This window comes from uncultured Fretibacterium sp. (assembly GCF_938040765.1).
Taxonomy (GTDB): domain Bacteria; phylum Synergistota; class Synergistia; order Synergistales; family Aminobacteriaceae; genus CAJPSE01.
In genome coordinates this window covers 1-11,832 of the sequence record NZ_CALIAA010000058.1, presented here as the reverse complement: position 1 = coordinate 11,832, position 11,832 = coordinate 1, and the positions used below count along the sequence as shown (strand labels likewise).

Genomic DNA, 11,832 nt, shown 5'->3' with positions numbered 1-11,832 from the left:
GCCCTCGCCTTACAGGCCTGGATCAAGCTGTTGATCCCCTCAAGAATGCCGTTGTCGATGGGACTCAAACCACTGAAGGACTCCGTCCCGGTGATGCCTGATCGTGCGGGCTGCTCCAACCATCGCACTCGGACGATTGTGCGTCGCCCAGAAACACCATTTCTCCAGTAACAGCTCCCCTTCTTCCCGAAGATGCGCCCGAAAATCTCCTCTTTCAGAGCCGCCAGCTTGTACCAACAGAAATTCGGACCGAGCCGCTCCCTGCGGTCGAGGTTGATCCAAGCGTCCTCAACCCGTCGCGTCGGGGGCGCTTTCCGGTCGTTCCACGCTATAGCTTGCTTGGGGAAGCGGGTTCGGCTTCCCCAGCGCTGCTTCTCACGCCTCCTGCCTCAGTCGCTCCGCGGCCGCGGGCAGGGCTTCGAGGAAGGCGTCCAGCTCCCCGGGCGTCGTGAAGTACCCCGACGACACCCTCAGGCCCCCCTGCGGGAAGCTCCCCAGGGTCCTGTGGGCGATGGGGGCACAGTGCAGCCCCGGCCGGGTCTCGAACCCCTCCCGTGAGAGCGCGTCGGCCAGTATGCCGTTGTCCAGCCCCTCGATATTGAAGGAGAAGACCGGAAGCCGCCCCTCCATGCCGCGCTTACCGGTGAGCTGGATGCCCTCCACGCGGGAGAGCCCCTCGAGCAGCTTCCCGCCCAGTTCCCGCTCGTGCCCGGCGATCCTCTCGATCCCCGTCTCCCCGATCCAGCCCAGCGCCGCGTGGAGCCCCACGATCCCCGGCAGATTCGGGGTCCCGGACTCGAACTTGTCGGGAAGCTCCTCGGGCTGCGTCTCGACATGGGAATAGCTCCCGGTCCCCCCGGCCACCAGCGGTTCGACCCGCGCGGCGAAGTCCGGGCGCCAGAGGACGCCCCCGATCCCCTGCGGGCCCATCAGGCCCTTGTGTCCCGTAAAGCAGAGGGCCGCGAGCCCCAGCGCCGCCGCGTCGACGGGGAGTACCCCCGCGGTCTGGGCGCTGTCCAGAACCAGGGGGACCCCCGCCCCCGCACAGAGCTCCGCGATCCTACCCAGCGGCTGCACCGTGCCGCAGACGTTGCTGGCGTGGGCCAGGACCATCAGGTCGTACCGCCGCGCCGCAAGCGCGTCCGCGAGCGTTTGGGGGTCGAGCGCGCCGTCGCTCCCGCAGGGCAGGAACGTCACCGCCACCCCGGACCGCTCGAGGGCCCTCAAGGGCCGGACGACGGCGTTGTGCTCCATGGAGGAGGTCAGCACGCTCATTCCGGGCCGCAGAAGGCCGCGCAGGACGACGTTCAGCGCCTCCGTCACGTTGGGACAGAAGGTGACGTACCGCGGGTCCCCTCCCTCATACCCCCCGAGCAGGGCGGCCAGGCGAATCCGGCAGTCCAGCACCGCGTTCAGGGTCCCCATGTCGCGGGACGAGGAGGTCCCGCGGCCGAGGTTGGCTCCGCCGCACGACAGAAAATGCGCCATGGCCTCCCCCACGCAGGGCGGCTTCGGCCAGGTCGTCGCCGCGTTGTTCAGATAGACCGACGATCCGGAAAGACTTCTCTCCAATTCAAACCCCTCCTCAAATCGAAGTTTGCGGATGCGATGGGGCGCGCCTGCGGACCTCCGAACCCGCTAGACGCTCAGGACCTTGTCCGCCCCCGTGACGGCCTCGAGGATCTCGAACATGTTGGAGATCGTCCCCACGCCGACGCGCTCGGTGATCCCGAAGTGGTTCGTACAGGTCCCGCACACAAGGATCTTCGTGCCCGTCCTCTCCAGGTCCTTCAGGTGGTCGCAGGTCGAGGCATCCGGCAGGGCCAGCTTGACCCCCTCGTTCATGAGGGCCAGCACCGCGGGCGGCGTCTCGAGCTTCGAGAGCGTGCCAAGGAAGCCCTTGATCAGCACCTCGCCCAGCTCCTTATCCTCACGCCCCAGGGTCTTCCCCGCGATCAGGACGGCAAGCCGGGCGCCGCCCCGATTGCAGGGATCCGGGCCTGCAGCGGGGGCCGTGCCCGCGGAGGCGGCCGCCCCTTCCCTCCGGGCGGTCACTTTGAACTCGCCGCCGTTCTCCTGATGCTGCACCCGGAAACCCTGGCCCTCCAGGAAACGGGTGACGTTTGAGACGGCGACGGCATTGTCCACCAGGACCTCCAGCTCCGTCGCCCCCTTCTCCACCGCGGCCCTGGTCATGATGACCGGCTCCGGACAGGCCTTTCCCACAGCATTGACCGTAAGCATAAAAAATCCCTCCTAAGAAGTAAGAAGTGACAATTCAATAAGAAAACATTGATTCCATAAAGCCCCCCGGTGGTACCCCAGCTTGCCTGTTTCGAGTCAGAAACTTGCCGGGGCCGCCACTTCCTTAAATAAAAACTCAGGGCTCCGCCCTGGACCCGCCCAAGGGACTCGTCCCTTGGGAATCCCCTATAGCCGCTCCTCAGACGGCGGTCCCATTCCCCTCCGCAATGCGCCGCAGCCTCTCGGTGTCGATGGGCAGCTTCCCCAGCTCCTTGCCCCATCGGATGTACGCCTCGACGTTCTCCGCCGGGGTGAAGAGCGGCACCTGGCAGCCGGAGCCCAGGACGTACCCCTTGGGGGAGTCGTGGGCCTTCAGGATGCACTCCGCCACGGACCGCTTGATGTCCTCCTCCTTGCCCAGGTTCAGGACGTTGACCGGAGGGACGTTCCCGATGAGGACGACGCTGCTCCCCATGACCTCCTTGGCCTCCGCCAGGTCCTCCACGTTGTCGACGCTGAAGGACGAGATCCCCGCCCCCACGATGTCCTCCCAGATCCCCCTGGTGTGCCCGCAGATGTGGGTGCCGGGATACTTCCCCAGCACCTTGCCGCCGTGCTGCACGTTCTCGGTGAAGTAGGGAAGCGAGAACTCGAGAAACTGCTTGTGGCCCAGGAGGTCCGTCGAGGCCACGGGGTCCGAGAAGGAGAGCCCGACGATCCCCCGCTTGCCCAGCTCGTCGATGTACCGGTTGTTCCCCTCCGTGATGATCTCCATCATGTGCCGGATCTCGTCGGGGTGGCGGCGCGTCCAGCGCAGGAAGTTCTCCGCGCCGCAGACGGCGATGGCGACGCTGACCGGCCCGGCCATCGCGGCCCCCACGCCCGTCCTGCCGTCGAGCCTCTCCTTCAGCTTGGCCAGGCCCTCCAGCACGATGGGCAGGCGCCCGTCCTTCAGGGGGTCGGGGACCCTGAGTTCATACACGTCCTCGGGCTTCCGGACCCGCGGCGTCTTCACGCTGGGGATACAGTGGTTTTTGTAGAACATCTCGGAGCCCATGGCCTCCGCCATGCCCCTCAGCGTGAGGGAGATGCCCGCGCCGTCCGGCTGGAACCGCTCCCAGAACCGGGCCTCGACGTCGGCCATGACGTCGGAATCGAAGTAATAGTCCCTCGTGTTCACGCCGAAGAGCGTGATGGCCGTCTCCCCCATCGAGATGGAGACCTTGAGCCGCTCGGGCCCGCCCTGCGTCGTCTGGCTCATCCTTCGCACACTCCTTCTACATTATCCTTTACCCTTGACGAAAAAATCAATGACGGCACGCCCTCTATGCCGTCTCCGCCCCCTGGGCGATCCGGCACCTTCCGTAACGCAGATCCGTGAACTTCCGGGCCAGGCAGGGCCCCGCGCAGAGGTTCCCGTCCGCGGCCTTCTCGAGAAACCCCACGGAGAAGAGCGACGTCATGTTCTTGGGACACATGTAGATGGGCGTCGCAAGCCCCTCCGCGCGCTTCAGGACCCGCAGGTAGCTGGGCCCGGAGACCTGACGGAACAGGCGGGGCCCCACGAGGTCCAGGGATCCGACGGAATCCGCCAGGTAGATGAGCTCCGGCCTGAGGGCGTCCACCCGCGCGATGTGCTCCGCGATGAAGTCCTCGACGATGCCCAGGAGCCTCGGGAAGGGCTCCTTTTGCTTCAGCATGGCCCGGTAGACCACCTCCGTCGGGAGGAGCCCCGAGAGCAGGGCGATGGGCCCCGTCGCGCCGACGACGACCTGGGCCCCCCGTTCCTTCAGAATCCTTATGGCCTCGAAGAGGGGGTCCAGCAGCTCGCGCCGGATGGACTCGGGCCGGAAGGACTCCGCCTCCGACCAGTCGGCAAAGACCTCCCTCCCCACCCGGTCCCCCAGCTCCGGGTCCCAGGTGATGACCGTCCCGAGACAGGCCGTCATCAGACACTCCGACAGCGGGACGACAACGTGCTTCATGCCGTTTACCTCCCGCACCCTCTCCGCCGCCCGCGCCATGGCCGCCCCATCCCTCAGGGTCTCCTCGTAGCTCACCCCCAGCTCCTCCAGAATGGGGACGAGGCTCGGCGCGTCCTCCGACTTGCATTGATAGATCTTCATGTCCTACCCTCCCTTATCAACGAAACAGCAGCGCCTCGGCAAACGTCCGCTCGTAGCCGGGGCGCACGCTCAGCTCGATGTAGCGCACCTCGCGGATGCCCTGGGTCATCCTCCGGTGATGCTCCCGCGAGACCAGGGAGAGGTAGGCCCCCGTCCTGCTGGAGTTGCCGATGTAGTGAATCCGGTCCCCGAAGGAGGCGGGGAGCAGCCCCGCGCCGACCAGGCTCTCCGGGGCCAGGTGCTTTCCGAACTGTCCCGCAATGACGACCCGGTCCATCGTATCCGGCGTCAGCCCCGCCGCCTCGATCAGGCAGAGGGCCCCGGACAGGATGGCCCCCTTGGCCAGCTGGATCTGGCGCACGTCCTTCTGCGTCAGGGCCAGGGGCGTATCCCCCTCGCGAAGGACGAGGCTCCGCTTGCCCTCCGACGCGCCGATGAGATGGCGCAGCTCGGGAGGCACCTCCTCCGCCCGTGCGATGTTGCCGCGGCTCGTGATCAGGCCAGCCGCAAGGAACTCCCGGACGACGGCCAGGATCCCGCTGCCGCAGAGGCCGATGGGCTCCCTTCCCCCGATGGCCGTGAGGGAGAGACGCCCGTCCTTCAGGGCCGCCTCCTCGACGGCCCCCTCCTGGGCGCGCATCCCGCAGCTGATGTTCATCCCCTCGAGGGCCGGCCCCGCCGCGCAGGACGCGGCGAAGAGCTCCCCCTTCCGCGACAGGACCATCTCGCCGTTCGTCCCGATGTCGATGAACAGGACGTTGTCCTTCGCCTCCGTCAGGTCCGCCGTGACGATCCCGGCGACGATGTCCCCCCCGACGAACGAGGAGATCTGCGGGAGGCAGAGGACCCGGGCGTCCGGATGGATGCGGGTGAACCCCAGGTCCGAGGCCCGTTCGTACCGGGCGCGCCGCAGCTGGGGCGCGTAGGGGGACAATCCGATGGAGCGGGGGTCGGCGCCCAGCAGGAGGTGCGTCATGGTCGCGTTCGCGCCGACGCTGAGCTGAAACACCCGCCGGGGCGGGACCGCGTGCTCCACGCAGATGGAGAGGAGCAGCTCCTCCAGCTTCAGGACGATCTCGCGCTGCATCTGCAGGACCGCCTCCATCCCGACCTCCTGGACCCAGGTGATCCGGGTCAGGACGTCCTGCCCGTGCTCCTTCTGCGGGTTGACGTCGGAGGCGCTGCCCAGCTCCCGCCCCGTCCCCATGTCGATGAGCGACACGACGACCGTAGTCGTCCCGATGTCCACCGCCGCCGCGAAGACCCCCTCCTCCCCGTCCTTTCCCTCGGGCTCCGCCGTGAGGAACTCCCCGTCGTGGGTCAGGACGGAGAAGCGCGTTTCCTCGGAGGGAAGACGCCGCAGGACGGCAAGGGGGACCTCCTCCAGGCCCGCCGCCCCGGCCAGACGCTCGTCCAGCGACAGGGGGGCCTCCAGGGACGCCGGCTCCAAGGTGATACTCTCCCGCCGCAGGGGCGGATCGAAGACGAAGTCGGGGACGAACCCGTCCGTCAGAATCGGGTGGCCCTTCTCCTGCGCGTCGAAGAGTTGGACCTCGAGGTCCGCCTCCGGCCGGACGAAGCAGGCCAGGCGCACGCCGTCGGCCAGGTCCTTCTCGGAGAGGAAGCGCCGCTCCCCCTCGGAGACGGGGCCCGCCCCGCCCCCGAGGACCCGGACCCTGCACTTGCCGCACGTCCCGCGCCCATCGCAGGCCGCGTTGATCGGCAGCCCCGCAGACCGCAGGGCCGTCAGGAGGTCCGCCCCCGCCTCCAAAGGAATGGAAAGCCCCTGGTCCGGAACCCTTACCCTCAAATCGTGCATAAGAGGGCTTCCTCCTCCTCCCGATTCCGCTTGGCCGCCCTCAGAAGGGCCTGAATGGAGCGGATGTCCGACCGCGTGCCCAGGCCGCAGGCCGGAGCCAGGATGTCGGAGCCCATGTTGAGGGCGGAGCGGGCCATGGCCTGAACCTTCGCCTCGGAGGCGAAGGCCAGGCCGAAGGAGCTGACGTTGCCCATGATCCTTCGGGGCGCGAGGTGCTCCCGTGCCTCGCGCAGGTTCACCATCGCGTCGAAGCTGAAGGCGTCCGCCTCCACCGCGCTCAGCTCGGAGAAGACGTTCTTCATCTGCCCGCAGATGTGGACGATGAAGCGCATGTCGGGAAACGCGCAGCGCACCCCGCGGATCAAATCGTTGAGGTACCGGACAGCGAACTCCCGAAAGTACCGTGCACCCAAGATCTCGCCCGTCCCGCTGGGGTCGGAGATCGCCAGGACGTCGGCCCCGGCGGCGGCCTGAGCCGTGCCGAACGCCGTCAGCATGTCCGTCACCCTCCGCATCAGGGCATGGGCGGCCTCGTTTTTGCGCCGGAGGGACTTGTAGAAATCGATGGGGTCCGCCAGCGACGTCGCCAGGCTGAGGGGGCCCGTCAGGTTGCCGATGATGGGGACGCCCTCCTTCCCCGTCCGCTTGAGCCGCTCGATGGCCTCGATGACAACGCGGGCCCGCCCCCGGCTCAGGTCGGGCTCCGGGAGCTCCGCCCACCGCTCCACCCCGTCGATGACGTAGCCCGAGACGTGCGGTTCGCACTCCCGGTTTCCCATGTCGACCGGGGCGCCCAGCGTCTCCGCCTCGACGGTCATGCAGAAGGGCACCCCGTAGTTCTCGAACATCTCGTGGTCGTACACCGCCCTGGCGAGCTCCGCCATCATGACCGGGTCCGTGTGGGCCTCCGGCCAGGCGATGCCGCACCGATCCATCAGATCGACGACAATGGCGTTCATCATCCCGCCGGGACAGATGCAGGGCACCTCGGGAATCGCCTTTCCGCCGAGTACCCCAAGAAGCCTCTCCTTCTCGTTCACGTCGTTCCCTCCCTGCCCCAGTGCTCAATGATGCCGCACGGAAAAGACTCCAGGGCTTCGCCCTGGACCCGCCAAAAAGGGACATGTCCCTTTGGAATCCCTATCAGAACCCCCAAAGACTGCAGGAACGGGCTCATGAGGCCGGGATCGGCTCCCCATTCAGGAGCATCTTCGCCACGCGCACCGCCTCCATCGCGCTTCCCGTATAGGCGTCCGCCCCGATCTTGTCGCAGAAGTTCTTGGAGACGGGCCCGCCGCCGATCATGACCTTGATCTTGCCGTAGAGCCCCCGTTCCTTCAGGAGCTCCACCACGCGCTGCATCCCGATCATCGTCGTGGTCATGAGCGTGGACAGGCAGATCAGGCGGGCGTTCACCTCCTGGGCCTTGTCCACGAAGGCCTCGATGGGCACGTCCCGTCCCAGGTCGTACATCGTGAAGCCCGCCGTCTCGAACATGATCTTCACGAGGTTCTTCCCGATGTCGTGGGTGTCGCCCTGCACGACCCCGATCACGGCGGGGATCGGCTCCTCGCCCTCCGCCGTCTCGCTCTGCAGGTGCGGCTTCAGCACGTCCAGCCCGTTGTACATGGCGTCCGAACAGAGCAGCAGGTCCGTGACGAAATACTCCTCCTGCTCGTAGAGCGCGCCCGCGCGGTTCATGCCGTCGACCAGCCCCAGGTTGATCCCGTCCAGGGCGCTGTGTCCCTCGCGGAGGTACTCCTCCGCAACCGTCACGACCTTCTCGTCCTCCATCTCAAAAACGCAGTCCGACAGGCTCTTGAGATACTCTTCCTTGCTCATGGACACGACCATCGCCTCTGTTTCGTTAAGATTTTTCGATTCGGATTTTTCCGTGCTCTCCGGCGCCGGACGCCCCCGTCTCCGGGGCGCTCGGCATCCGGAACTCCAAGAGCGCCATGCCGATGCCGGGGATGTCCAGATCCTCGCCGATCAGCGCCATCTTGGAGCCATCCGCCGGACGCCAGGCCTCGATCGTCCGGCTTCGGTTCACGACGTCGAAGCGCAGCCACTCCCCGCCCACGGGGGCCAGCCCCTTGACCCTGTAGATCCGCCCGAGCGTCCCGGAGGCCAGGCGGTCCAGAAGGCCCTCCAGGTCCTCGCGGCTCCGAAAGCTCAGGTCCTTCAAACCCAGGCTCTCCAGCGAGAGAGCCGCCACCCCCTCGGACGGCGCGGGTATATCCGCCGCCTCCGCGCCGAGGAGGCCGTCCCACCACTCCGAGGGGAGCTCCGCGTAGGGGGGAAGGACGATCCCGGCCTTCGGGTTCATGTCGGCAAGCGCCCTCAGGACCGCGTCGCGCTCCTCGGGCGGCAGCGCCTCCGACTTCGTCACGACCAGGGTCGCCGCACCCGCGATCTGGTCCCGGTAAAACTCCCCGAAGACCTCGATGTAATCCCCGAAGGACTCCGCATCGACGACCGTGACGGGCGGGACCAGGGAGACGCCCGCCCCCACCCCCTTCGAGAGCGAGGAGAGGATGAGGCTCAAAGACCCGACCCCCGTGGGTTCGATGAGGAGGACGTCGGGGTGGAAACGACGCTCGATCTCGTCGACGGCCCGCAGGAAGTCCGTCCTCATGGTGCAGCAGATGCAGCCCTGGGCCAGCTCGACGACCTCGATGGGGACGTCCGCCAGGAGGTCGCCATCGACCCCCACCTCCCCGAACTCGTTCTCGAGGACGACGACGGCCCCCTCGATGCGGCGCGCCAGCTCACGGATAAACGTGGTCTTGCCCGCGCCCAGAAATCCCGACACGACGAGAACCTTCATTTACGCACCCCGCTTTCTTTGACGAAAAACCCTCCCGCTCCGGCGGGACGCACAGCCGAGCCCCAACGACGCCAGGATTCCGGCAATCCGTAAAGGGGTATGCGGGACGAAGCACAACGTCCCCGCAACGAGGGCCGCGGCGCTCAGGCGCACGCCCCACCACCCCTGCAGAGCCGCGGCGAAGGCGACGATGCCGACGCCGATCCCGCCGACACCTCCAGGACGGAGAGACGAAGGAAAAAGTATGTGAGGGAAGCCGTAACGGAAAGGGATAAAAAAAGAAGAGGCCGCGCAGGCAGCCTCTCCTCAAAAAGGGACAATGACGGCGCACCGAGGCGCGCACGTCACAGCTTGATCAGCTTTCGATCAAATTCCGGAGAGTTCGGCCCGAACGGACGATCCCTTCGAGGAAGGAATCCCTTCACGGCATGCATCCCGTGCATCCAAGCACACTCCTCAGGTGAATCCGCAATGCCGCACTCGAGCCTTCCTCCTCTCCAGACGATATCGACAGGGCCATTCGAGGTTGTTTATACCTTACCCTCGGGATAATGTCAATCGCAGTGTGTCGTTGTTCTGTGATCATGTCACCCCATAAGCGGATTCGCCATGACGCGCTCCGTGCCCAAGAAGGGGGGCATACTGCCTCTACCGGGAAAAGTATCACGATTTCAAATTCTCCCGTTTCACCGACGGTCTGAAGGCATGGACATCCGCCGCCAGCCCTGCCGTTCGCCCGGAGTTCCGCGCCCCTATCGGATCAGATTCAGAGCCGCTTTCAAACGCGTGAGGCGAGCCTCGTCCTGCACCATAAACTGTTGTTGGCATATATCGCGATACAGGACCTCCAGATTCTTCTCCGACGGGCGGATACCGATCTCCTCCAGGGAGCAGGGCATGCCCAGACGCCGCATATAGTCTCTCAAAACGGGCAGCCGCGCTTCGTCCTCGTTATAAAACAGCTGAGACAGCAGGCCTACGGCCACGATTTCTCCATGCAGAAAATTTCTGGACTCCAGGTAAAAATGCGTACGCACCGCATTGTACAGGGCATGGGCCACGGATGTCTGCCCCCTGCCCTTCGTGATGCCGCTGATCATCCCCGTCAATGCGATATTCAAGAACACGGTATCCTCCAGCGGCTTGGTACGGCGCCCTTCCTTCAAATCCTGCACGGCCCGGTACCCATACCGCTCCAGCGCTTCATACGTGTATCGCGCAAAGGAGTGCGCACTGTGCATGGCGATGGGGACATCCTGAAGGTTCAATTCGGCCCGGCCGTTGGAGATCTCCAGGTACTTGGCCATGGCATCCAGGATCCCGGACGCCATCAGGCGCGGAGGCTGGGCGGACTGTATTTCCATGTCCACCAGAACCGCATCGACCTCCCTCTCGTGCCAGACGCAATGATCGTAGGCGCCGTTCTCATGATAGAGGACGCTCAGCGGCGCATACGCCGCACAGGTCGCCGCCGAAGCGGGCACCGTGATCACCGGCGCCCCCAGCAGGGCCGCCGCAGCCTTGGCCAGGTCCAGAGCTCGCCCGCCCCCCACGCCAACGATGACGTCGCAGCCCTTTTCCGTGGCCACAGACGCGACCGCGGCGGCTTTTGCCGCGCTGGTGGGGCCGCTGTACCGTTCTTCCACCCAGGGTATCCCCGCCGCGTCCAATCCTGAAGACAGGCGTTCCCGCGTAAGGGCAAGCGCCGTTTCCCCTCCCGTGACGCAGGCCTTCGTCCCCAGGCGTCTCACCTCCGCCCCGATCAAATCCAAAGCATTCGGCATCTGCCAGTAGCGGCCGGCCCCGAACGTGTTCTCCCCCTGCACATCCGCTGTCGTAATCACTGCCACGCCTTTCCCTTTCCGTAAGGGCAAACGGCCCTTCCCGCCCCATCAAGAGGATTTCCTGCGCTGCGCCCCAAAGGCCCCGGACGCCGGCAACCCCCGCCCAATCAGACCGCCAGGAAGCGCTGACTTAAACAAAAAATGCATCTTCTATCAAGATAATATGCAAAATATCCGCTGTTCACCTTGCCCCATTTTATCAGGCCGACTTCAGGTCCTTCGGCATCGGAAGCGCCCGCCGAAAACACGATACCTTTCCCGCTCAGACGCTAGGGATGCCATGTCAGCGTTGAGGTTGCGGATCGGCGGATTTCCCCTCACCCACCCGATCGCCGGTCGCACCAGGCGAGGACACAGGCGAGGAGAGGCGCAACGTCTTGAACGATCACCAGAGTGGTACGGATATCTATCCGCATGGAATTCGGGTTGAAGGAGGAACAGTATCCCCACAGGGACCACAGCGCGCCCGCGGCGCTCGCGGTCAACACGAGGGGCGCCCAGCGTCTTCGATACAGCGCCAGGTACCCGCCCACGATGAGCAAGGCCGGGAATATCCGCATGACCCACCATGACGGAGAGAGCAGCCAGAAACGGAGCTCCACCTGGTGGATCCACAGGAGGATGACGGTGGCTATGCCGATCAGGAGGGACGCACCTGCGGCCGCGCTTGCGGCCAGGGCCGAGCGGCGATCCCTCCTCGGGAGGAGGAACAGGCAGAGCATGACGAGCAAGGCCTTGAGGAACGGCAGAGGTGTCCCTAAGCCCAAGGTACCCTGATACTGTTTCAAATCGGCCCACGTCATCACCCAATAGAAGCAGTCCGCCAACGGATAGAGGAAGGCTATGGCGTAGGCGCTCCACGCAAGGGAGGACTCCCCCGACCCGACGGCTCGGGACCGTTCGTCCAGGCGGCGGCCGCCGTCGTCGAGAAGCCCTCCTTCGGCTCGACAGAACTGCCCGCCGTGCTCG

General features: G+C 65.8%; 10 protein-coding genes and 1 pseudogene. All 11 read right to left on the bottom strand.

Annotated features, from left to right (window positions below; all coding sequences use genetic code 11):
* Nucleotides 1–237, bottom strand: a pseudogene (locus Q0176_RS02280) (transposase); the annotation flags it as partial.
* A gap of 138 nt (nt 238–375) precedes the next feature.
* Nucleotides 376–1,572: an aminotransferase class V-fold PLP-dependent enzyme gene (locus Q0176_RS02275; RefSeq protein ID WP_299298843.1), complete on the bottom strand. Its 1,197-nt coding sequence runs from the start codon at nt 1,570–1,572 to the stop codon at nt 376–378.
* Between the two features lie 66 nt (nt 1,573–1,638).
* Nucleotides 1,639–2,244 (bottom strand): sulfurtransferase-like selenium metabolism protein YedF, encoded by a 606-nt coding sequence (yedF, locus tag Q0176_RS02270; protein WP_299298840.1) that lies wholly within the window; start codon nt 2,242–2,244, stop codon nt 1,639–1,641.
* Nucleotides 2,245–2,443: 199 nt separating this feature from the next.
* Nucleotides 2,444–3,505 (bottom strand): uroporphyrinogen decarboxylase family protein, encoded by a 1,062-nt coding sequence (locus tag Q0176_RS02265; protein ID WP_299298837.1) that lies wholly within the window; start codon nt 3,503–3,505, stop codon nt 2,444–2,446.
* 64 nt (nt 3,506–3,569) lie between these two features.
* A complete protein-coding gene (locus Q0176_RS02260; RefSeq protein ID WP_299298834.1) occupies nt 3,570–4,370 on the bottom strand; it encodes a uroporphyrinogen decarboxylase family protein in 801 nt (266 codons plus the stop codon).
* A 16-nt stretch (nt 4,371–4,386) separates the two neighbouring features.
* A complete protein-coding gene (locus Q0176_RS02255) occupies nt 4,387–6,189 on the bottom strand; it encodes an ASKHA domain-containing protein (RefSeq protein WP_299298831.1) in 1,803 nt (600 codons plus the stop codon).
* Nucleotides 6,177–7,229 carry a uroporphyrinogen decarboxylase family protein gene (locus tag Q0176_RS02250; RefSeq protein ID WP_299298828.1) on the bottom strand — a complete coding sequence of 351 codons (1,053 nt, stop codon included), beginning with the start codon at nt 7,227–7,229 and terminating at the stop codon, nt 6,177–6,179. The genes Q0176_RS02255 and Q0176_RS02250 overlap by 13 nt, the downstream gene beginning before the upstream one ends.
* Before the next feature lie 133 nt (nt 7,230–7,362).
* The gene (locus Q0176_RS02245) at nt 7,363–8,031 is read right to left on the bottom strand and encodes a corrinoid protein (RefSeq protein WP_299298825.1); all 669 of its coding nucleotides are present in this window, start codon (nt 8,029–8,031) and stop codon (nt 7,363–7,365) included.
* A gap of 25 nt (nt 8,032–8,056) precedes the next feature.
* The gene (locus Q0176_RS02240; protein WP_299298823.1) at nt 8,057–9,019 is read right to left on the bottom strand and encodes a GTP-binding protein; all 963 of its coding nucleotides are present in this window, start codon (nt 9,017–9,019) and stop codon (nt 8,057–8,059) included.
* A 752-nt stretch (nt 9,020–9,771) separates the two neighbouring features.
* On the bottom strand, nt 9,772–10,869 hold the full coding sequence (locus tag Q0176_RS02235; protein WP_299298821.1) for an iron-containing alcohol dehydrogenase: 1,098 nt from the start codon (nt 10,867–10,869) through the stop codon (nt 9,772–9,774).
* 311 nt (nt 10,870–11,180) lie between these two features.
* On the bottom strand, nt 11,181–11,832 hold a 652-nt coding region (locus tag Q0176_RS02230; protein WP_299298818.1), incomplete at its 5' end, for a twin-arginine translocation signal domain-containing protein.